Here is a 21462-nt window from a genome sequence, read left to right as displayed (position 1 = left end):
TCATCCCTTCACGGCGCCGCTCGTCATGCCGGCGATGATCTGCCGGTTGAAGAAGATGTAGGCGACGAGCGGCGGGACGGTGATGAGCAGGAAGTCCATGAAGAGCAGGTTGTAGAAGCTCAGGTTCTGGCCCGAGAAGCTGTAGAGGGTCGTCTGGACGGTGGCGTTGTCGGCGCCCGGCAGGAAGTAGAGCGGGTTCTGGAAGTCGTTGAAGACGAAGACCGACTGCACAACGATCACCGTGACGATGACGGGCCGCAGCAGCGGGAGGATGACCTGGAAGAACATCCGCACACGCCCGGCGCCGTCGAGCACCGCCGCCTCGTCGAGCTCCCGGGGCACCGTCCCGAAGAACGCCCGGAACATCAGGATCGAGAACGACAGGCCGAAGGTGGTCTCGATCAGGATCATGCCCGGCATCGTCTTGAACAGGCCGAGGCCCTGCAGCACCCAGATCGTCGGGACGACGGCCGGAGGCACGATGAGCCCGGCGAGCACGAAGAAGTTGACGACCGGTCCCCACTTGCTGCGCTTGCGGGCCAGCACGTAGCCGGCCATGGCCGCGATGATCACCATGAGGGTGACCGAGAAGACGGTGAGGATGGCGGAGTTGAAGAAAGCGCGCCAGATCAGACCGTCGCCGCTCTCCAGCACCGCGATCAGATTCGGGAGGAAGCTCCACTCCTTCGGCCAGGTGAAGGCGAGGCTGGAGGCGTCGTCCGGCGTCTTCGAGGCCTGGAGGAGCACGAACGCGAGGGGGACGAGGAAGACGACGACGGAGACCGCGATGGCGATGACCCCGATCGTCCAGGACCGGATGCGCTGCCGCTTCACAGCTCCACCTGCTTTCTGTTCAGGAAGTACGACAGCGGCACCATGATCACCGTCACCACGAGGAACAGCACGACGTTGCCCGCGGTGGACAGTCCGTAGAAGCCCGCCTGGTACTGCTTGTAGATCACCGATGCGAGCACGTCGCTGGTGAAGCCGGGGCCTCCGCCGGTCGTGGCCCAGATGATGTCGAAGGAGCGCAGACCGCCGATGAGCGAGAGGATGATGACGGTCGCCATGGCGCCGCGGCTCAGCGGGAGGGTGATATCGCGCAGGATGCGCCAGCCGGTGGCCCCGTCCATCCTGGCCGCCTCGTAGAACTCGTTCGGGATGGCGACGATCCCGGCCATGAAGATGAGCGTCGCGATGCCGACGCCTTTCCAGATGTCGACGCCGGCGATCGTGTAGAGCGCGAGGTTCGGATCCGTGAACCAACCCGGCTGCGGGAGCCCGAAGAAGCCGAGCACGCCGTTGACCATCCCGTGGAACGGGTCGAGCAGCGCCTTCCAGAGGATGCCGACGCCGATGGTCGACAGCAGCACGGGGAAGAAGACGATCGCCCGGAGGTAGCCGCGCCCGACGACCGGGGAGGTCAGGAGCAGTGCCAGGAAGAAGCCGATGATGACCTTGGCTCCGGAGGTGAGGATCGCGTAAACCAGGGTGTGGATGAAGCTCGTGTAGAGCTGCGGGTCCTGGAAGAACTGGACGTAGTTCGCGAATCCGATGAACTGCGCATCGAACAGCGACCAGCGGGTGAGCGAGAAGTAGAACGACGACAACGACGGGATCGCGAAGAAGACGGCGTACAGAACCAGCGCCGGGATGAAGAACCAGGTCGGATAGTGCGACCTGATGCCGGTGCGCCGGGCCTTGCGATCATCGGGGCCTTTCGCCTCGGTCAGGATTCCGGCCGCCTGCGTTGCGGTCGAAGGGGTAGCCGTCGACATGTCCGCTCCTCGTCGAGTGTTCTGTGGTGGCCGGGCTCAGGGCCGGGGGCGACCGGGCCGACGCGATCGCGCCGACCCGGTCGGGGCGTCACCAGCCCTTGATGCCCAGCTGCTGGGCCTGCGCCTTCACGTCCTGGTCGTAGAGGGCCGCGCCCTCCTTGGCCGAGGAGATGCCGGAGCCGACCTGGATCAGGATCTTCTCCAGGTTCGGACCCTTGATCGGCGAGAGGAACTCCAGCGCGAGGCCGGTCTTCTTCGCCTCCTGGTATGCCAGCTCGTCCTTCACCAGCGCCGGAGCGTCGGAGGGCAGCTTGCACGTGCTGATGGCGAACGGTCCGGCCGGGGTGCCCGCACTGTTCTGGATGTCGCAGCCCTCGGAGGAGTTGATGAACGCGATCAGCTTCTTCGCCGCGGTCAGCTTGTCGCCCGTGGTCGACTTCGGGATGTAGGCCGACGTCGGCTCCCAGACGGTCGCGTTCGGCTCACCCGAGTCGGACGGGATCGCGAAGTACCCGATGTCGTTGATCTGGTCGGGGTTGGACTGCAGCACGTTGCTGATCACCGCGGTGATCATCGGGTACTGCGCGCCCTCGCCTGTGGCCAGCATCTTCAGGGCGTTGACGTTGGTCAGGGACGCGAAGTCCTTGTTCATCAGGCCCTTGTCGAAGATCTCGCGGGTGTGCTCGAAGCCGGCGAGGGCCGGCTCCTTCGAGTACTTCGCGTCGGCCTTGTTCGCCGTGTAGTCCGTGGCCCAGTTCGAGTCCTTCGCATTCACGTTGGCGAAGTCGGCGAGCACGAACAACTGACTCGTCCAGGTGTCGCCGTACGACTGGATCACGGGAGCGATTCCGGCGGCCTTGATCTTCTCGCTGTTCGAGATGAAGTCGTCCCAGGTCTTCGGGACGCTCAAGCCGAGCTTCTCGTAGACCTTCTTGTTGTACATGATGCCGCCGTTGAAGGTGGTGCCCGTCGGTGCCCCGTAGAGGGCCTTCTCCGTGCTGACGGTCTTCTTGTAGTCGCTCGTCAGATCCTTTGCCCACGCCTCGTCGCTCAGCGGCTGGAGCTGGGTATCCGGCCGCAGGGCCTGGAAGAGCGAACCCGAGTTGTAGAGGAAGACGTCGTTCATGTCCCCGGTGGAGAGCCGCGTCTTGACCAGGTTGTCGCCGTCGGTTCCGCCGGGGCGCGTCTCGACCTTGACCGTGATCGAGGGGTTGGCCTTGTGGAAGGCCTTGACCAGGTCCTTGGCGAAGGTGGTGCTCGCGGGGTCGTTGCCCGCGGCCAGCATCGAGATGGTGGTCGCACCGCCGGATCCGCCGGATGAGCTGCAGCCGGCCAGGGCAGCACCGATGAGCGCGACGCCGCCGAGAGTGGCGGCGACTCGTGTCGCCGTCCTACGAGAGAACATCAAATACCTCCTTGTATTTTGAGAGCGTCGCAGTCCCGGGGGATTTTCGGGTGAGTTTGAAACGCTTCACTGACCATAGAGGGATGCGCATCCTCCCGTCAAGACGCAATAATAACGATTCAAAATCAGCCCGTCGGCGCGGTGTCGTTGGTTCGATTCAACGACGCTCCGCTAGCATGGCGACCAGGGAGGAGTCGCATGGCTTCCGCAAGCGTGAAAGACGTCGCCGCTCTGGCGCAGGTCTCGGTCGGCACCGTTTCGAACGTCCTGAACCGGCCGGAGATCGTCGCGCCCGAAACCGTGGAACGCGTCATGTCGGCCATGCACAAGCTCTCCTACGTCCGCAACGAGGCCGCGCGACAGCTCCGCCTGGGTCACAGTCAGGCGCTCGGCCTGATCACCCTGAGCGGCGGCAATCCCTTCTTCACCGACCTGACGACCGCGGCAGAGGATGCGGCGGCGGAGGCCGGCTACAGCGTCATCGTCGGCAACAGCAACGATCGCAGAGACCGCGAAGCCGGTTACCTCGGCCTGTTCGAGGAGCTGCGCGTGCGCGGCGTGCTGCTCTCCCCCGTCGGCGACCCGGCGGCGAGGCTGCGCCAGCTGCGCGAGCGGGGCATCGCAGCGGTGCTGGTCGACCGGGTCAGCAGCGACGATTCGTTCAGCTCCGTCTCCGTCGACGACGTCGCGGGCGGCGCCCTCGCCGCCGCCCATCTCATCGGGTCGGGTCGCTCCCGGCTCGCTTTCGTCGGTGGGCCGCTGCAGATCCGCCAGGTGAGCGACCGCCTCGCCGGTGCACGCGGCGAGGCGGCCAAGCATCCCGGCGTCACTCTCGAGGTCGTGCCCGTGGAGGCCCTCACCGTGCACGAGGGTCGACGCGCGGGAGAGGCGCTGGTCCGGCGGCCGCCGGCCCGCCGCCCGGACGCCGTCTTCGCAGCGAACGACCTCGTCGCCGTCGGGCTGCTGCAGGGACTCTTCATCAACGGGCGGCTCGCCATCCCCGAGGACATCGCCCTCGTCGGGTACGACGACATCATGTTCGCGAGCGCGTCGGTCGTTCCGCTGACCTCAGTCCGACAGCCCAGTCAGCTGATCGGACGCACTGGTGTCGAGATCCTGATCGAGGAATCCCAGAACCCCGCGCTGGAGCCTCGACACGTGCTGTACCAGCCGCAGCTGGTGGTGCGGGCGAGCAGCTCGGCGTCGGATCGTGATGCCGTCACCCGCGTGGCCCACTAGGATCGGGGCCAACCGCGACGAAGGGGGACGCTCGTGACCGCATCCAGACTGCGCCCGAAAGTGGTGCTGTGGTGGGGCATCGGCCTCACGCTCGGCGGGCTCCTGCTGGCGGCGTTGATGCCGCAGCTCGGCTACGCGCTCAGTGTGCAGCAGAACGCCTCCGCCGGTGTCGACCAGGGTCTGCTGTCCGCTGTGAGCATCGTGGTGGGCCTCACCGCGCAGGTCGTGCCGCCGCTGGGCGTCGCCCTGATCGGCGCCTCCATCGTGATGGCGTACGTCGCGCGGCTGTTTTCTGAGACCCGTCAAGCAGAAGGCGCGGCCCCCGTCGACTGACGGGAACCGCGCCTTCTGATGCGTGCGGGCGCGCTCAGCTCTGCTGCTGCGCTTCCGCTGCCGCCTTCAGCTCGTCGTACTGCTTGCGCACCTCGGTCATGTCGAGGCCGCGGATCTGCTCGATGAGGTTCTCGACGGCCTCACCGGGGAGGGCGCCGGCCTGCGAGAACAGCGGGATGCCGTCGCGGTAGGCGACGAGGGTCGGGATCGACTGGATGCCGTAGGACGCGGCGAGCGACTGCTGCGCCTCGGTGTCGATCTTGCCGAACGTGATGTCGCTGTGCTGCTCCGACGCCTTCTCGAAGATGGGCGCGAACATGTGACACGGGCCGCACCAGTCGGCCCAGAAGTCGAGCAGCACGATGCCGTCGGAGACGGTCTGGTCGTGGTTGGTCGAGGTGATCTCGGTGGTTGCCATGTGAGGTGAAACGCAACCTCACCAGGCGGTATTCCGCCTCAGCTGCCCCGCCGACCTGTGAACACGGTGAACGCCAGCGGAACCACGGACGCGATCAGGAAGACCGTACCGAGCACCGCATCGCTCGCATGGATGATCGCGCCGGCGATCAGCACCCCGCCGAACACCACCGCGGCGGAGAGGCGCCGGGCCGTCCGCTCGAGCCGCCCGACCCGCTGCTCCAGGCGCGGCGAGGTGACCGCGATCGTGCCGTCCTCCACCCGCGTGACCAGACCATCCAGCCGCTTGGGGAGGCGCAGGGCGATACCGGCGATCTCCAGCGCCTGCTGGGCGAGATCCTGCACGAGGTTGCCGCGTTCGTCCCGCAGCAGTTGCGCCGCATACGGCTCCACAGAGTCCCACAGGTTGAACCCGGGGTCGAGCGCGCTGCACACCCCCGAGGTGAGCGACATGGCGCGGATGATGAGCAGGAAGTTCTCGGGCAGCTGGAACGGCAGCGACCGCACCACGTCGCCGAATTCGACCGCGAACTCGCGGAACTCGCGCGGGTCGACCTCCCGCAGCTCGGCGAACCCCATCCCTCCGAACCGGCCGAACAGATGCGTCATCGCCCGTTCCAACTCCGCCGTGTCGGCGGTCGGGAGCAGCACGCCAATGTCGCGGATCGCATCCACGAGCCCCTTGCCGTCGCGGGAGGCCGCCGCGATCAGCAGCTTGCGTAGGCCGCTGCGTGTGCCCGGCGGCACCTCGCCCATCATGCCGAAATCGACGAAGGTGAGCAGCCACGGCCGCTCCCCCGCCGGGGCCTCGGGCCTCGGGGTGACGAAGATGTTGCCCGGGTGCGGGTCGGCGTGGAAGAACCCATTCGTGAACAGCTGGTCGAACATCACCTCGGCGAACACCGGCGCGACCTCCGCCGGATCGATACCCGCGGCGCGCAGTGCCGCCGCGTCGGTGATCTTGATGGCCGTCACATCCTCCAGGGTGAGGACGCGGCGGGTCGTCCGCTCCCACACCACCTCGGGCACGGCCACGCGGGGGTCGCCGTCGAACTCCTCCGCGAACCGTTCCGAGTTGGCCGCCTCGTGCAGGTAGTCGATCTCCTCGAGGCTGGTCCGCGCGAACTCCTCGACGAGCGCCGGAGCGTCCACCCGATCGGAGACGAGCCGGACGTGGCTGAGCCAACGCCCGACACGGCGGAGGGCGGCGAGGTCCACATCCACGATCGCGTCGATGCCGGGGCGCTGCACCTTGAGTACCACCGCGCCCAGCCCCGTCGCGGCGGCGAGCTCGGGCACGAGCCAGCCACGATGCGCCTGCCCGAGGGAAGCCGCGGCGACCGGAACCGGGTCGATGGACGCGAACGCCTGCTCCAGCGGAACGCCCAGCTCCACCTCGGCGAGAGCGCGGATCGCCGGGAACGGCACGGCAGGGACCTCGTCTTGCAGCCCCTCCAGCTCACTGGTGATCTCAGGCGGCAGCACATCCAGGCGCGACGACATGAACTGCCCCACCTTGATCATGAGCCCGCCGAGGTCGACCGCCAGCACGTGGAACCGCTGCGCGAACCGCCGCATGCGCCGCGACCGGGTGCGCTCGGCCACGCGAGCCAGCCCGATCCGCGGCAGGAACAGCTCGTACCACCACGTGACGGCGAGGTTCCACCCGGCGAACCGCAGGATGCGGCGGTAGCGGGCGCGGGTCGCCGGCGTCGCCGCGGGGCTGGCCGGAACCGCGGCGGGCGCCTGCTCGGATGTCACCCGGCTCAGCCCTCGGCGAGGATCGAGTAGAGCTTCCGCCGCGCCTCTTCGAGCACGGCGACTGCCTCCTGAACCTGCTCGGGCGTCCCGGTGCGGTGCACCTGCGCCGCGGCTTGCGCCAGTTCGACGCCGGCCTTGGGGAGGTTCCCGGCCGCGCGGCGGTCGCCTGCGCCGGTGCCGGTGCCTGCGCCTGCGCCTGCGCTGCCGGTCTGCCACGGCGTGGATGCCTCACTCGCCGCGACGGCGCGTCCCGCCTCGGTCAGCGCGTACGTCTTGCGCCCGTTCGACTCCTCCGCGGTGATGAGTCCTTCGTCGGCCAGCAGTTGCAGCGTGGGGTAGACGGAACCGGCGCTCGGCTTCCAACTGCCGCCGCTGCGCTCCTCGATCTCGCGGATGATCTGGTAGCCGTGCATCGGCTTCTCGCTGAGCAGCGACAGCACGGCGGCGCGGACATCGCCGCGTCCCATCCGCCCGCCGACCTTCTTCTCGAAGGTCGACCGCAACTGCTCGAACGCCTGCCACATGGCGTCCGGATCCATGCGGGAACCGAACCCGCCGGTGGGGAATGAGTTGGACATGATGGGCCTCCTAGCTCGTTGAGCGATACCTAACGATATATCGCTGAGGCGATCATGAGTAGGAGACTCAGCTTTCGCTCAGCGAACGTCACGGCCAGGGCCGTCCCGCGGGGCTTCCGTACCGATTTACCTGTTTCAGGTTAGGGTTCAAACGCCCGACCGAGAAGGACCCTGTGACCGATTCTGCTCCGCTTCCCCCTGCCGCTGACCCCAGGAAGCGGCGCCGGATCCCGGTGATCACGTGGGTCGGTGCCGGGCTCGTGCTCCTGATCGTCATCGTCGTCGGGAGCAGCCTGGCCGCCGCCGCACATCCCGTCGACCCGGTCGCGGCGGGGAGCGTCCACAGTGCGACACCGTCTGCCATGTCTTCCGTGACCGCGACGCCTCGCGCGGGCGAGCCGCTCGATCCCGCGACCGCCGTACCCGCCGAGAGCGGCCCAGCCGTCGTGCTGGCCGACAACAGCATCACCTCCAAGACCGCTCTCGAGGTGCTCGCCACCCTTCCCGTCAAGGGCAAGGCCCCGGCGACCGGCTACCAGCGCACCACCGACTTCGGCACCGCATGGCTGGATGTGGACCGCAACGGCTGCGACACCCGCAACGACATCCTTTCCCGGGACCTCACCGGCGCTGTCCGCCAGGGCGCGTGCAAGGTCCTGTCCGGAAACCTCGTCAGCAAATACACGGGGCAGACGATCGCCTTCGTCCGTGGCGAGAAGACCTCGGCGCTGGTGCAGATCGACCACATCGTGCCCCTCCAGAATGCCTGGATCACCGGCGCCCAGAAGCTCACCCAGGCGCAGCGGGTGAGCCTCGCGAACGACCCGCTGAACCTGATCGCCGTGGATGCACGATCCAACGAGCAGAAGTCCGCCGGCGACGCCGCAACCTGGCTGCCCGCGAACAAGGCCTTCCGCTGCGAGTACGTGGCGCGCCAGATCTCCGTAAAGGCGACGTACGGTCTGTGGGTGACGAGCGCAGAGCACGACGCGATGACCCGGGTGCTTTCGGGATGCTCCTCGCAGGCGGCGGAGTCGTCGGCGTTCACCCCGGCGGCCGCGCCGGCGCCTGCCCCCGCTCCCGCACCCGCCCCTGCTCCCGCTCCGGCGCCTGCGCCCGCTCCCGCCCCGGCGCCCGCTCCTGCACCCGCCCCGGCGCCCGCACCCGCCCCGGCTCCCGACGTGTACTACGCGAATTGCGACGCCGTGCGCGCCGCGGGTGCCGCTCCCATCCTCGCCGGTCAGCCGGGATACTCGCGCAAGCTCGACCGCGACGGCGACGGCGTCGCCTGCGAGTGACATCCGGCTCCCTCCCCGGCCCGGCGCGCACCGTAGAGTGAGCGTCATGACCGATCCCCAGCCCAAGCGCCCGTGGTGGCTCGCCGCCCGAAACGCCCGCGGGGCGCTCATCGTCGCGGTCGGCTACACAGTGCTCTGCGTGCTGTTCGTGGTGATCGGGTTCAGCGGCGGGACCTTCTGGAACCTGCTCCTCGCCCTGGTCGCTGCGGTGCTGGGCGTCTTGGAGTGGGTCACTTACGTGTACCTGCGGAAGCGCGAGTCCTGAGGCGCTCGCGTCTCAGTCGCGCGTGCGGATGCGCCGGGCGAGCCGCGGATAGTCGATGACGACGCCGTCCGGGTCGACGGTGAGATCGGCCGTGAAGTCGCGCGTGGCGCTCGTGTAGCGCACTGTGGCGTGACCGGTCCGTGGGTCGTAGGGTTCCGAACTGTACAGCTGCTCGCTGCGGATGACCGCGAGCGACGGCAGCGCCACCCACGCCATCACGAACGCCGTCTCGGCGACCTGCTGCCGGTGCGCGCCCAGCCGCAGGATCGGCATGGTGTTCGTCACCGGACAGAGGGCGAGGTCGCAGTCGTCCGCGCCGTCGAGCGCTCCGGCCCGGAGGTCATCGTCGCTGATGCCGGGCTCGTCGAGCTCGTGCCCCCGGTACAGGCGAGTGCCCTGCTGCGTCGCTTCGCTCGTCCACCGGCCGTGCGCATCCCGCGCCAGCGTGAGACGGCGCATGAACCCACGCCCGAAGACAGCGACATCGAGCCGCGACGTCACCCATTCCGGCCCGGTCTCGAGCGACCAGCTCGTGACGTAGTCGGTCGTCCGCGAGGTCCCGAGCGCATCCAGCCGGTCCTCGGCGAGCGTGATCGTGGCGGCCTCCAACCGCTCCGGGTCGTCGCCCCGACCCACTCGACGTGCCTGACCGCTCCGCGCATCCCGACTCCCTCGGTTACAGGATGACCCTTCCCCGCGCTTCGCTCAAGGAGCGGCAAGCCGGCCTCGCGGTCACTCGGGAAGAGTAGCGCGGCTTGAACCCACGACGAGCTCATCGCGGACCTGCGACCTCAGGCTGTCAGCGATGCACGACAAACCGGTCGAAAAGCGAGCACTCAGCCGGATCGGGAGGTTGGAGCCGCAGCCGAGAGTCCTCGAGTATTTCGCGCACTATCGGCACAGCACCGTAGGTGGGTCAAGGCAGTAGCCTTCCGGCATGCCGAACGAATATCAGGTGACCTTCCAAATCCTCGCCGGCCCCGATCACGCACTCGAACTCAACGGTGACCATTTCATTGGCGTGCCCACGCGACCAAGGGCCGAGGAAGTCGCTGCGCGCCTCCGCACCGCCGAGGGTGCTCAGGAGAAGGTTGCCGAGCTGCGCGAGCGCGAGGAATACGCCTCCTATGACGACCTCCGGCTGGGCGAAGTCGGGGTTCTCGGCCCAGACGCCTGATTCACGGCGACAGCGCTCGCGCGCGTAGGGGGTGCCCGATATCGCCGGGGGTACCGGCTAGTTACCGGGAAGACTGGTGCAGCGATTCGTACGCCGCGATCTGGACCCAATTCCCCTTCCGGCCGACGGCCTGCGTCCAACCCATGCATTGGCCAAAGCCGCGCGTAATGAAAACCCTTGAGCTGCGTCTAGTCAAGTGACGGGGCATTCAGCCCGTTGGGTAGTGGACTACGACCGTTCCGGGTCGCCGGGTGATGGACATGAGTCCACTTCGATCTTTCGCGAAGAACGAAAGGGAGAACTCAGTGAAGAAGCCTCGTGTATTGACGTCAGTGGCAACGCTAGCGGGGGTTTGCATCATGGGTGCTGGCCTGACCGGTTTCGCTGCTACGGATGCGGCAACGACGAATGCCGTGGATGCGGTTGCTGCCATCCAGCAGGTTGCACCGACCGCAGTGTCCGATGTGGCCAAGACGTCCAGTGATGCGGACACGGCGATTCAGGCATCGCTGCCGAGTGGTGACACGGTAGCGGTCCCGAAGGATCCGACCGATGGCGTGCAACTGTCCGGGGCTGGTGATGCTCCGGACTTGCGGATAGGGCTGCCGTTCGCGGCGCAGGCAACAGAAGCGATCGCCTCGCAGAAGGCCGGGGTTGTCGTGTACGACAACAACAACGGCTCCTCTACGGTTCCGGTCGCGCACGCGGACGGCACTGTGCAGCTCAACACGGTGATCGAGAACGCGCAGGCGCCCAAACGGTACGACTACCGGATTGATGTTCCGAACGGCGCATCGCTCGTGCAGACCCCGGGTGGCACTGTGGCAATCGTGACAGCGGACGGCTCCCCGCTGCGCGTATTCGGAGACGCCTGGGCCAAGGACGCGAACGGTGAACCCGTGCCCACCCACTACGAGGTGCACGGGGCCACGCTTACCCAGGTGGTCGCTTTCACGGAGCACACCGCGTTCCCGGTTGTGGCTGACCCGTCCACGAGCGCCTATTCCTACAACTGCGTGCTCACAAATGGCAGCAGCTACTTCCTGAAGCCGGGGACCGCGCTTACGACGTGCAAGGGTTCGCGCCTTCAGATGTACTACAACGGCCGAGTGGCTTACACGTACTATCTGACCCTCAACGGCCTTCCGGGTAATCCGGCACGCGCTAGCCTCGACTGCATCGTTGCGATTGCAGGCACGGGTGCCGGACTGGTTACCACCACCTCAGGTCTAGGTGTCTGGGCAACCGCCGCGTCCATCTACGGCCTCAAGGCCTGCATCGCCTAGGAAGGTATGACTACAGAAACGGGACCTCGCAAGTGGTCCGCCCTCTACATCGCAATAACAGTTCTCATAGGAGTTGTCATTGCGAGCATCGTGGTCCAGATCGTTCTCGGGCTCACCAATCACGCTGAACTGGCGCGCGTGGTGAATCCCTTCACGTTCGCCATGTTGTCGGGGTTCTTCCTGGTCTTCGGTGTGTATTCCGGGAGGAAGGGCAAACCCACCCAGAGCGTGGGGAGCTACATCGCCGCTGGATGCTGGGCCATCTACACGGTTCTTCTGATAGCTGGCGTCATGTAGGGAACGGTGCGAGCCTTCACCCGACAGGTGGGTCGCTGCCGCAGTCCCTGGACACATGTTGTCCGGGGGGCTGTGCTGCGCGCTCCGTCCGAAGTGTTCAGTGGGCAGCCCTCAGGATGCGAAGTCAAAGGGTCAGCGTGGCGGTTGCTGCACGGCTGACCGCTGTGCTCTTGACGGCGAGCACGCTGGTGTCCTGGTTCGCACCGATGGGGGACGAAGGAGAACTCGTAGACCCGGACATCCCGCAGCTCGTTGGCCTGCTCCCCGTCCCGACGGTCACCGTCCTCTGGTCCACGACGTCGTAGGCGAAGGGTAGCTGATTCAACCTGCGGCCCCTGACCAACCGGTAGACCTGGGTGGCGACAGGGGTGTCATCGAAGGTGCCTTTGACCCACCAGCCGTGTTCGTGCATCGCCGTCGCTAAGCTCAAAGCGGACACCAGTGAAGCGCGCTTCCTGTCGGTGGAAGAGGTTTCGACCCTGGCCGCGGAACTGGACACGCAGTCGCCGTATGACCTGCTTGTGCGGTTCGCCGCTTTCACGGGTCTCCGCGCGGGCGAGGTCGCCGCCTTGCAGATCAAGCACATCGACCTGCGACATACCGAGCTGCAGGTTCGCCAGAACACCACGCACACGAGTGCGGGCCACGTCACCGGCTCGCCGAAGTCGAAGCGATCCGTTCGAGACGTGCCGATTCTGGACGACCAGTTGTACGCGGACCTCGCCGCCTATCTTGAAAGCCACCCGTACCTCGGTGACCCCGACGCGCTGCTCTGGCCAGGGAAGGTGCCCGGGCACAACGCCCACAGCTACTCGCACCGCTTCGGTTACCAGGGCTTTTACCGGTACACCTTCAAGCCTCCGACCCAGCGCGCCCGGGATGACCGGCCTGCACTTTCACGAACTTCGCCACACCTTCGCAACGGTCACGCCGGAATCCGGTGCGCTCGACATGGAGGAGCGCGGCGTGCGCCCACAACGAGCGCATCGCGGGTCGGCGGCCGTCGCTCTCAGCGATGCAGGACAAACCGGTCGAAAAGCGAGGACTCGGCCCGATCGGGTCGCTGGAGCCGCAGCCGGGAATCCTCGAGGATCTCGCGCGTGATCGGCACGGCACCGTAGGGCGGACGAACGTTGCGTGCTTCAAGGCGGCGCCAGAGTTCGTTGAAAGGGACATCGAAGTAGTGCAGCTCGGTCCTGGCGCCGAGCTGCGTGGCGATGCGACGGATCTCATCGCGCTCTTCCCGCTGCCAGGTCCCGTCTTCGAGGATGACGCTCAGTCCACGTCCGACCAGCTGAACCCAGAGTCGGTCGAGCCGGGCCTGTACGTTGTCGCGCAGCGCATCGAAGAAGTCGAGACCGAGGTCGGCCATCCACTCGTCCGTGCTGAAGCGGATGGCACCCGTCTCTCGTTCGCGTTGGCGAGCGAAGGTCGTCTTACCGGAGCCGGGCAGACCGCACAGGAGGATGACGATAGGCCGCTCGCGTGGGTCCCCTACCGGGGCTCTGCCCGTCCCATCCACGATGTCCATGCTCCCGTCATCCGTCGGCGCAACAAAGCTACTGCGCCGTGCTCACTGACACAGCGCGTATCAGGAACCGAGAGCATCAGAGGGATCTGCTGCCACTGTCATCGACGCTGCCACCCCGTCAGGGAGATCCCCGCGTTCGCGAACCGGAGCCAGTACAGGAGGCTGACGAGGGCTGCCACGGGAAGGCCCACCGCGAGCGGCCAGGCTTTCTCTCCAGATGGCAGCAATGACATTGCGGTGAGGGTGGCGGCGAGCACGTAGGCGAAGACAGCGACCAGCGCGACGCCGATACCGATGTCCCGGCGCTGCCCGTCGACGGATTCTGAGGCGCTGCGAGCCGCAGCAGGAAGGTGACCACCCGCCGGCGGAAGATCAGAAGCACGGTGGCGACGACGCTGATCCACACGCAGCCGATGATCGGCGCGCCGTCGGGTAGGTTCAGCATCGACGACATCCCCTACATGGGGCGGGTTCACGTCCACGGTCCGCCGGGTCGCGCACGGTCGCGCCCCGAGCGTCGCGACGAAAACCGCCATAGACGGCAACGCGGTCAGCGCCTAGCGCGTTGTCCTCGCCACGCCCTCCGATTCCTCCAAGGGACGCGCCAGGCAGCGCGAACTGGACGCAATTGACAGGATCCCTGCACCCCACAATGGGGCAGGCCGAGATCACCCAACTGCCGATAGCCTGAAGCGTTTCTCAAGCTAGTCAGGAGTGTTCCCTATGGACTCAGGCGCCGTCGTCGGTCTGGTCGTCGTCCTCGTTCTCATCGCCGCCGCGGTCGGAGCGTTCTTCCTCATCCGAGCCCGCCAGCACAAGGAACGAGCCCGGATCGATGCGATGTCTCCAGCGGAACGGGAACGGCACGACGCACTGGTCGAGTACGAGGCGACGGTGAAGTCGGCGGAAAAGGCCCACGCTGCTCAGGTGAAGGCCCGGGACCAGCGATTGAAGACCGCAGAGAAGGCGTTGAACGCCGCAAACGGTATCGGCGTCCGCACGATTGCGTCATACCGTGGAAAAGACGGGTCGGTTTCGCTGACCGCCATGACGATCACGACCGCGCAAGGCACGTTCGACCTCGACCCTTCGGTGAATGCCATCGTCGATACTGCTGGGAACCTTGCTACCAGCAGCCGGACCACGTTCACCCGAGTCGCCGCCGGTGGGCTCCTGTTCGGACCGGTGGGCGCGATTGTCGGCGGTGTCGCAAAGAAGAGCAAGATTCACGACAACCGAGAGCTGTACCTGATGATCGAAGGCCCAGGGTTTGCGGGTCTCGTCACCTGCAACCCGGACGACGGGCAGAAGGTCCGCCAGTTCGCCGTTGCGGTCAAGCAAGCGGCGTTGAACTCGGGGAACATCGTCGCCCAGCGTGAGCAGGCGATCGCCGCAGCTACCCTTGCGCTGGAAACGGAACGGGCCACGACTGCGCCGGTAGACCGTGCGGCGGCCGAGCTTGAAGCGGCGCGCAAGAACACTGTTCGGATCGACACCGCGACTCTCGCGATCGAAGCGGCGAGGCGTGGGGACGACGCAGCCCCGCCGTCGAATCCATCGACGATCTAACCGCATCGAACGCCAGGGCTTCCTTCAGGTCACCGCGATCCGGCGGAAGCCAGATGTAAGTAGGGGGTTCTCCGGCGGCGGTTAAGCCCTCGACAGCAGTCCCACTCATAGTCGTTCACCGGGCGGAGTCTGGCACGAGCCGATACATCATGGTCGCGCGACGATCGGAGAGAGATGCTACTCGCACGGCTAGTTGAATCCTTCCTACTCGATGAAGTTCATCCAGTCCTCCCTCGTTTCAACACCGCTCGCACCCCCACGCTCGATGGTCAGCCACGCCTCGGACGAGGCGTCCTCGGCACCCCACCCGAATGCCCTCTCCACGTCCTTACGTCGAAGGTCGTCACCGTGCGTGACGACGAGAACTGTGGGCTTCGGATCGCGATTGATGAACTCCGAGCGGAGCGTGGCGTTCACCGGATCATCCCGAAAGGAGTAGCCGATGATGAGCCACCTAGTCGCCTTTGCCAACCCGCTCGAGAACATCTCATATGCCAGATCAAAGGGAAACTTGGCCACGTGCTCCGCTTTGTCTTTTCGATTCGCAAGTACGACTACAGGTCGGACGTTCGTTGTTCCTTCTCGGATTGCGCGCCACTGATCGCCGTCATCGAGCATCTCCTTCGGCAATTTTGCGTAGATCTTCCCGTCGCGAGTCGCCCAGAAGGTCAGCGATCCGTGAAGATGCAGCAGTTGGACTCTCTTCTGGCTCGGAAAATCGTCGATGCTTGACCTAAGCGCGTTCACCTCGCGTTCAATTCGGTCGTCAACCAAGACCTTCACATGTCGGTTTCCGTGCCCCATATCGACAAGTTCGGATTGACACACTGCAAGGAGTGCAGCGAGCAGAAGGGTGTCGTAGTTGAGATTTCCAATGACCACTTTGCCCTTGAACGACTCGATGATGGCCGTCACCAAGTCATAGAGACTCCGCGCGTCGTCAACGTATGCGTGTGATCGCTCCGAGATTACTTCTAGGACGTGTGAGACACTCGTGTCCCGCACCTGCTCGGCAAAGCCCGAAACTCGTCTAATCGCGGCGCGCAGTTCTTCGTCCGCAGGTTTTGTTAGCTGAGCAAGGGTGTCAAGCAGGTCGAGCGTGCGCGACTCGGCGCCGAAGGCGCCCACAAGCACTTCGAAGTCCTCAGCGCTTCTCGCGCCTTCAGGCAGGGCCCGCTCAGCGATCTCTTTCATGGCCACCACAACATCACCTCCTTCGGCCGCCTCTATGCGACGAAGAACTTCGCCTGTGATGCTCTGAAGATTCAGCTCAGGATTGAAAGCGATTGAAAGACCGTTGCCGACAAGTACTGCAACGCTCCGCACAACTGCCAACGCAACCCCCGTCCAGCATCCCGTGCAAACCAGATGCCCGCTCGCTTTACCGACAGGCTACCCAACGCTCCAGCCTCCGTGGCCCACCCGCACCCCCAAGCGAAGCTATTGCCACTACTCAGTGCCCGCTTCAACCGTCGAGACCAACTCGTCCTGGGCGGCTGCCCCCCGTGCCAGTTGTTGTGCCAGGCGAACATGACGCACCGGAGACCGCTCATTTCTCGCGGGGCACCTCGCGGCGGCGACCCGATTGAAGTAGCGAGTCTTGAAAAAGCCGGGCTGCGCCCCGCGCGCTCCCCCAAACGCCGCTCCGCGCCTCGCGCGGGCCTCGCCCGGGGTCCCTCGCGGCGGGGACCCCAATAGACAGCAGCGAGTAGTGAAAAAGCCGGTGGGCACGTGATCGCTTCGCGACCTTCGTGCCCACCGGCTTTTTCACTACGTCGGGCTGACAGGATTTGAACCTGCGACCCCTTGACCCCCAGTCAAGTGCGCTACCAAGCTGCGCCACAGCCCGCTGTCGCGGAGCGCGGCCGGTGGGGCCGCGCGAAGCAACTCGACCATCCTACCGTGTCGTCGAGGTGCCCCGCGCACGCCCGGTCAGATGTCTTTGATGAGCCAGTGGACCAGCTTCGGCTCGCCCACGGTGCCACCGATGTCGTAGATCACGACGACGCCTCCGGCGCCCCCAACGGCGGGCACCGAGGTGAAGCCGCGCGTCGAAGGGTCGGAGGGCATCAGTGCCAATGCAGGAGCGGGCGTCGACGTGACGGCGGACGTGACCGTCACGGTCGGCGCGGGCGAAGTCCCGGCCCCGCGCACGCCCGGTCGAATGTCCTTGAGGAGCTGGCGGATCAGATTTGTTCTAGCGTGCCGGCGGGATCGTCGCACACCACCCGAAGGTGCGCCCGATCCCTGCCGGCACTGCGCCGCCGCACCGGACGGTGCCTGCGGGCGCCCGGGTCCCCGCCCCGCAGCGGGGAGCCCAGGTCGAGTCGGCGACGGGATGCGATGGGGGGAGTCAACATCCCGCCGCCGAGCTGGTTTCAGCGGCCGGAGCCGCCGATGATCTGGTCGATCTCGTCCTGCGTGAGCGGGGTCCAGGGCGACGAGTCGGGGTCGGCGCTGGCGGCCTCGGGACTGTCGCCCTGCGTCCACCACTTGGCCTCGAACGGTACGCCGTCGAAGAGCACGCGCTGGCCCTTGTCGTAGGCCGTGGTGCCGCTCCAGGCGGGGAAGGTGCCGGGCGCGAGGGTGGGCTGTGGGATGGGCGTCTCGCCCGGCAGCACCGGGCCGACCAGCTCCCACGGTGTCTCCCACGCGTTCAGCACCGGGTCGTCGGGCACGTCGCCCTTGGTCCACCACTTCGCCTGGTACACGTTGTGGTGCCAGACGACCTTGGTTCCCTTCAGGTACGAGCCCTTGGCGGCCCAGATGGCGTACGGCGAGTGCGCCGGGTCGTCGGCGGCCGCCGTCGAGGTGGGCTCGGCGGTGGTGACCGCCCCCTCCCCCAGCGCGATGTGGCCGGCGAAGCCCTTCGCAAGCACTCCGGCGAACGTCTTCTTGCCCTGGGCCACGCCGCTGCAGGCGTCGGAGACGACGGAGAGGTCCACGTAGTTCGAGCCGCAGGTCTTGTCGCGGTTGGCGGACCACATCGACATCCGGCCGAGGCCGTTCGACACGGCCCAGCGGTTGAAGGATGCGGCATCCGCGAGCGTGAAGACCTCACCCTCCACGTCGTTCTGGCCGATCATCGGGGTCGCGCCGAGCTTCGCCCACAGGCTGGGGTCGCTCTGGTGCAGCTTCGCGCGGTCGTACAGGATGCCGAGCTGGCGCTGGGTGGCGGAGACCGCGGACTCGGCGGCCTTCGCCATCGACACCTTCGCGTCCTTCGCGTCGCCGAAGTCCATCGTCATGACGTTGATACCGGCGATATCCACCTTGGCGTCCAGCATGGCGGCGATCGCGTCCGTGCCGTCCGAGGTCAGACCCGTGGGCGCGACAGGGAGCGTCAGCCAGACCGCGAGGCTCTTGCCCGCCGCCCGGCGCTCCTGCTGCAGGGCGGCGATGGCGGTGGCGCGGCGCACGGAGGCACCCCGGTCCGCGAGGCCGGCGCCCTCCAGGTCGAGGTCGATGGTGCCGATCTTGTAGCGGTCGACCACCGCGGCGTACGCATCCTTCAGGTCCGATGCGTCGACGCAGCCGACCGAGAGTTCGTCGTTGGCCTGGCCGCCGAACGAGACCGCGACGGTTCCGCCCTGCTGCTGCAGGCGCGCGATGCGGCGGTCGAGGTCCAGCGATCCGCGAGCCTGGTCCAGCGAGTATGCGGCGCCCCAGCTGGGTGCGCACGGGTCCGACTTCGACGACACGACGAACGAGAGCACGGCATCCTTCGTGGAGGTGCCGCCGAGGTTCTCGAACGCGAAACGGGGCGTGGCGGTCACATCCACATAGGAGGCGAACCACGGTTTCGCATCGACGGCCGCCCGCGCGCTCCACCACTGCAGGCCGACGGCCGCTGCGGACACGACGATCACGGCGACGAGGCCGGCGCCGATCACGCGCCAGGCGGAGAGCCGGCGACCGCCGGTGGATTCGGGCGCCTGGGCGCGCTCGACGGAATCCTGCGCCTTCTTCGCTCCGCGGGCCATCAGGCGGCCTGCTTCTCGTTCGAGGCGGACTCTGCGGCGGGGGCGTCGAGGGCGTCGACGGCGTCGACCCCTGCCGAGACCGCACGCTCCTCCACGACCGCCCCGACCGGGGCCCGATGCGGCACCTCACCGCCCGCGTGCCCGTGGTAGAGCACCGACCTCCAGTCGATGGATGCGGTGGTCGGCTCGACCACCGAGGTCGCCTGGGTGCGCGACTTGTCCACGTAGAGCGGTTTCGTCATCCCGATCCAGATGTCGACGATGGTGTTCCAGATGCCGATGTAGGCGACGATCGCCCAGATCGCGAGCGTGGCATTGAAGGCGGCGAAGGCCGCGTTGCCCCAGTTCTGCGCATTGACGTCACGCCACAGGGTGAACAGCGAGAACGCGACGATGGCGAGCGGTGCGATCACATACAGCAGCGGCGAGGCGGTGCGGTTCTTGACCTTCGGCGTGCGGGCGAACGGGATCTTCTTGCCGGTCAGCGACTGCTGGATCGACTTCAGGACACCCGCGAGGTTCACGGGAAGCAGGATGAGGTTGAAGCCGTAGATCCGGAAGATGTCGGTGGCCTTGTACCCGCTGTACCGCAGGTCGGCCGCCTGGCTGATGAAGTACGGGAGCGCGGCGAGCAGCACCATCGGGCTGAGCAGACGACCGTCGTACGGGTACGCCAGCAGGAAGATCAGGCCGAAGCTGGCCCAGCTGATTGAGGCCATGTAGTTGACCCGCAGCAGCAGCTCGATGCGCGACACGGACTCGCCGCGGCGCTTGCGCTCCTTCACCTGACGCCACAGCTTCGGCAGGATGAGCAGTCCGCCGTTCGCCCAGCGGCGGCGCTGAACGATCAGCGAACCGAAGTCGGGCGGGGTGGCCGAGTAGCTGAGCCGCTCAGGGTAGTTGGCGAGCGTCCAGCCGTGGGTGCCGAGGTCGATGCTCGACTCGGTGTCCTCGATGACGGTGCGGTCCTGGATGTAGCGGCGCACCTCGAACCCGCCGACGAACTCGGTCTCGACGATGTCCTCGAGCGCACGCTTGCGGATGACCGCGTTCGCGCCGACCCAAAACGTGGCGCCGTAATAGCTCTTGCCCTGGTGCAGGATGTGCTGGATGTCGGTCGTAGCTCCCGCGAGACGCTCGATGCGGGTGCCCGCACCGCGGAACGACGAGTACGGCGTCTGCGTCACGGCGACCCGCGCGTTGTCGGGCTGCTGCAGGAAGTAGGTGAGTCGCAGGCAGTACTCGCGCAGCAGGATGGAGTCGGCATCCAGAGTGAGCAGGAAATCGCTGTCGGGGATCTCGACATCGCCCGATCGGCGCTGGCCGGCCGGAACCTGGTTCAGGATGGGGCCCTCCGGCGTCTCCTCGACCCGGTAGGTGCCGCCCATCAGGCCGATGTAGGCGTTCAGGTTCATCGCCTTGTTCGCCTCGTGCGAGAGGGAGGCCCACTTCTTGCGCTCGAAGACGGCGAGCTCCGCGTCGAACGTCCAGGCGAGGCGGCGGTACAGCTGCGCGACCCGCTTGGAGGTGAGGGATGCGCCCTCGGCGACGGCCGCGGACACGGCCTCCCCGGTCAGGGCGAGGTCGTCGCCGAGGCCGCGGAGCACCTGGTCGGCGAAGAAGACGTCGACGTGGTCCTCGATGGTGTGGGCGTCGGCCTGGGCGTACAGCCACTCGGCGGCCCAGCGATAGTGGTCGGCGAGCTCGAGGGCGGCTGCGTCGGTCGCGTAGACCCCGGCGTCGCCCAGTTCGTAGCGCATGAGCGCGTCGCTGAAGCGGAACCGCGGCTCGGCGAGAGTCGCGCTGATGTCGTGGGCGAGATCCCGGGTGGCCTCCAGGCGCTCGCGCACGGCCGGGTCGGTAGGGTTCGGGTTGTCGTCCAGGAGCAGCACGACCCGCTTCGACGGGAACTCCTGCAGCGCCGCGGAGAGCAGCGTCATCCGGACCACCTCCGGCTCCTCCGCGTAGGAGGGCACGAGCACAGTGATCGAGGGCTGGTTCTCGGCGAAGTGCCGGTCGAGTTCGGCGCGCGGCACGCGGACGTGCTTCTGGAACCGCTGCAGCGCTCCCTGTCGGGCGACCAGGTACATGAGCGCGGAGAAGGTGAGGAAGGTCACGACGACCGTGTAGCCGAGCGCCTCCATGGTGAAGCGGAAGTTCTGGCTGCCGCTGTCGATGAACTGGCGGATGATCGTGGTGACGACGTAGATCGCCCAGAACAGCACGGTCAGCACGATGGCGACGCGGCTCCAGGTGATCTTGCGATCGGACGGCCTCGGGTGGACCGTCGGAAGGGGTTCGGTGCGCTTCTCGGAGCCGAGCTGGCGCTTCCGGGCAGGGGTGAATGCGGTGTGAGAACTCATGGTCGGGTATGCGTCCTTGAAGGGGTCAGGAGCCCGGCCCTCGGGTGGGCACGGTCGGGTGGCTCCCGGTTGTCCACACTAGTGAGGACAGACCGGGGTACAAATACCCCTTTTCTGGTCGCCCCCTCTTTGGGGTGACGGGTTACCGATCTTTCACGCTGCTGGAGCGCGTGTCGCGCTTG

The 21462-nt window shown here is 66.7% G+C and carries 21 protein-coding genes, 1 tRNA gene and 1 pseudogene; 9 read left to right on the top strand and 14 right to left on the bottom strand.

The features are described 5' to 3' along the window. The 3 genes from AB4Z18_RS17405 to AB4Z18_RS17395 all read right to left on the bottom strand — a co-directional run bounded on the left by AB4Z18_RS17405 (position 1) and on the right by AB4Z18_RS17395 (position 3183). A complete protein-coding gene (locus AB4Z18_RS17405; RefSeq protein ID WP_441783990.1) occupies positions 1-834 on the bottom strand; it encodes a carbohydrate ABC transporter permease in 834 nt (277 codons plus the stop codon). Next, positions 831-1778: a carbohydrate ABC transporter permease gene (locus AB4Z18_RS17400; protein ID WP_441783989.1), complete on the bottom strand. Its 948-nt coding sequence runs from the start codon at positions 1776-1778 to the stop codon at positions 831-833. Before AB4Z18_RS17400 ends, AB4Z18_RS17405 begins: the two co-directional genes overlap by 4 nt. Before the next feature lie 88 nt (positions 1779-1866). Beyond that, complete coding sequence (locus AB4Z18_RS17395; protein WP_441783988.1) at positions 1867-3183, bottom strand: ABC transporter substrate-binding protein; 1317 nt, start codon at positions 3181-3183, stop codon at positions 1867-1869. Between the two features lie 198 nt (positions 3184-3381). On the opposite strand from AB4Z18_RS17395, the gene AB4Z18_RS17390 reads away from it, so the two are divergent. Both AB4Z18_RS17390 and AB4Z18_RS17385 read left to right on the top strand, forming a co-directional pair. Then, positions 3382-4422, top strand: coding sequence for a LacI family DNA-binding transcriptional regulator (locus tag AB4Z18_RS17390; protein ID WP_441783987.1), 1041 nt, complete (start codon positions 3382-3384; stop codon positions 4420-4422). A gap of 33 nt (positions 4423-4455) precedes the next feature. Further along, on the top strand, positions 4456-4755 hold the full coding sequence (locus tag AB4Z18_RS17385) for a hypothetical protein (RefSeq protein WP_441783986.1): 300 nt from the start codon (positions 4456-4458) through the stop codon (positions 4753-4755). A gap of 34 nt (positions 4756-4789) precedes the next feature. Here AB4Z18_RS17385 and trxA read toward each other — a convergent pair whose 3' ends face one another. From trxA to AB4Z18_RS17370, 3 genes are read right to left on the bottom strand one after another with little or no spacing between them, the layout of a single operon-like run. Continuing rightward, positions 4790-5173 (bottom strand): thioredoxin, encoded by a 384-nt coding sequence (gene trxA, locus AB4Z18_RS17380; RefSeq protein ID WP_441783985.1) that lies wholly within the window; start codon positions 5171-5173, stop codon positions 4790-4792. 38 nt (positions 5174-5211) lie between these two features. Then, positions 5212-6933 carry an ABC1 kinase family protein gene (locus tag AB4Z18_RS17375; RefSeq protein ID WP_441783984.1) on the bottom strand — a complete coding sequence of 574 codons (1722 nt, stop codon included), beginning with the start codon at positions 6931-6933 and terminating at the stop codon, positions 5212-5214. Between the two features lie 5 nt (positions 6934-6938). Continuing rightward, positions 6939-7511: a PadR family transcriptional regulator gene (locus AB4Z18_RS17370; RefSeq protein ID WP_441783983.1), complete on the bottom strand. Its 573-nt coding sequence runs from the start codon at positions 7509-7511 to the stop codon at positions 6939-6941. Between the two features lie 173 nt (positions 7512-7684). Between AB4Z18_RS17370 and AB4Z18_RS17365 the strand changes: the two genes are divergently transcribed. Then, a complete protein-coding gene (locus tag AB4Z18_RS17365; RefSeq protein ID WP_441783982.1) occupies positions 7685-8809 on the top strand; it encodes a GmrSD restriction endonuclease domain-containing protein in 1125 nt (374 codons plus the stop codon). 46 nt (positions 8810-8855) lie between these two features. Continuing rightward, entirely contained in the window at positions 8856-9074 is a 219-nt protein-coding gene (locus AB4Z18_RS17360; protein WP_441783981.1) for a hypothetical protein, read from the top strand. A 12-nt stretch (positions 9075-9086) separates the two neighbouring features. Here the strand turns inward: AB4Z18_RS17360 and AB4Z18_RS17355 are convergent, their stop codons facing one another. Further along, entirely contained in the window at positions 9087-9710 is a 624-nt protein-coding gene (locus AB4Z18_RS17355) for a putative glycolipid-binding domain-containing protein (protein ID WP_441783980.1), read from the bottom strand. Between the two features lie 301 nt (positions 9711-10011). Here AB4Z18_RS17355 and AB4Z18_RS17350 point away from each other — a divergent pair, with 301 nt between their 5' ends. The 4 genes from AB4Z18_RS17350 (at position 10012) to AB4Z18_RS17335 (ending at position 12139) form a co-directional block, all read left to right on the top strand. Then, entirely contained in the window at positions 10012-10251 is a 240-nt protein-coding gene (locus AB4Z18_RS17350; protein ID WP_441783979.1) for a hypothetical protein, read from the top strand. Positions 10252-10610: 359 nt separating this feature from the next. Beyond that, positions 10611-11537 (top strand): hypothetical protein, encoded by a 927-nt coding sequence (locus tag AB4Z18_RS17345; RefSeq protein ID WP_441783978.1) that lies wholly within the window; start codon positions 10611-10613, stop codon positions 11535-11537. Positions 11538-11543: 6 nt separating this feature from the next. Then, complete coding sequence (locus AB4Z18_RS17340; RefSeq protein WP_441783977.1) at positions 11544-11834, top strand: hypothetical protein; 291 nt, start codon at positions 11544-11546, stop codon at positions 11832-11834. Between the two features lie 137 nt (positions 11835-11971). Continuing rightward, positions 11972-12139 (top strand): hypothetical protein, encoded by a 168-nt coding sequence (locus tag AB4Z18_RS17335; RefSeq protein ID WP_441784028.1) that lies wholly within the window; start codon positions 11972-11974, stop codon positions 12137-12139. 41 nt (positions 12140-12180) lie between these two features. Here the strand turns inward: AB4Z18_RS17335 and AB4Z18_RS17330 are convergent. After that, positions 12181-12246, bottom strand: a pseudogene (locus tag AB4Z18_RS17330) (hypothetical protein); the annotation flags it as partial. Positions 12247-12843: 597 nt separating this feature from the next. Next, positions 12844-13365 (bottom strand): AAA family ATPase, encoded by a 522-nt coding sequence (locus AB4Z18_RS17325; protein WP_441783976.1) that lies wholly within the window; start codon positions 13363-13365, stop codon positions 12844-12846. Positions 13366-14088: 723 nt separating this feature from the next. Between AB4Z18_RS17325 and AB4Z18_RS17320 the strand changes: the two genes are divergently transcribed. Beyond that, complete coding sequence (locus AB4Z18_RS17320; RefSeq protein ID WP_441783975.1) at positions 14089-14934, top strand: hypothetical protein; 846 nt, start codon at positions 14089-14091, stop codon at positions 14932-14934. 204 nt (positions 14935-15138) lie between these two features. Here AB4Z18_RS17320 and AB4Z18_RS17315 read toward each other — a convergent pair whose 3' ends face one another. From AB4Z18_RS17315 to AB4Z18_RS17295, 5 genes are all read right to left on the bottom strand, one after another. Continuing rightward, entirely contained in the window at positions 15139-16269 is a 1131-nt protein-coding gene (locus AB4Z18_RS17315; RefSeq protein WP_441783974.1) for an SIR2 family protein, read from the bottom strand. A 440-nt stretch (positions 16270-16709) separates the two neighbouring features. Then, positions 16710-16783, bottom strand: a tRNA-Pro gene (locus tag AB4Z18_RS17310). An 83-nt stretch (positions 16784-16866) separates the two neighbouring features. Further along, entirely contained in the window at positions 16867-17004 is a 138-nt protein-coding gene (locus AB4Z18_RS17305) for a hypothetical protein (RefSeq protein WP_441783973.1), read from the bottom strand. Between the two features lie 308 nt (positions 17005-17312). After that, entirely contained in the window at positions 17313-18917 is a 1605-nt protein-coding gene (locus AB4Z18_RS17300) for a chitinase (RefSeq protein ID WP_441783972.1), read from the bottom strand. Continuing rightward, entirely contained in the window at positions 18917-21280 is a 2364-nt protein-coding gene (locus AB4Z18_RS17295) for a glycosyltransferase family 2 protein (RefSeq protein ID WP_441783971.1), read from the bottom strand. Before AB4Z18_RS17295 ends, AB4Z18_RS17300 begins: the two co-directional genes overlap by 1 nt. Positions 21281-21462: the final 182 nt, after the last annotated feature.

The sequence above is a fragment of the Leifsonia sp. 2TAF2 genome (genome assembly GCF_052115085.1).
Lineage (GTDB): Bacteria > Actinomycetota > Actinomycetes > Actinomycetales > Microbacteriaceae > Leifsonia.
This window is presented reverse-complemented; position numbering and strand designations above follow the sequence as displayed.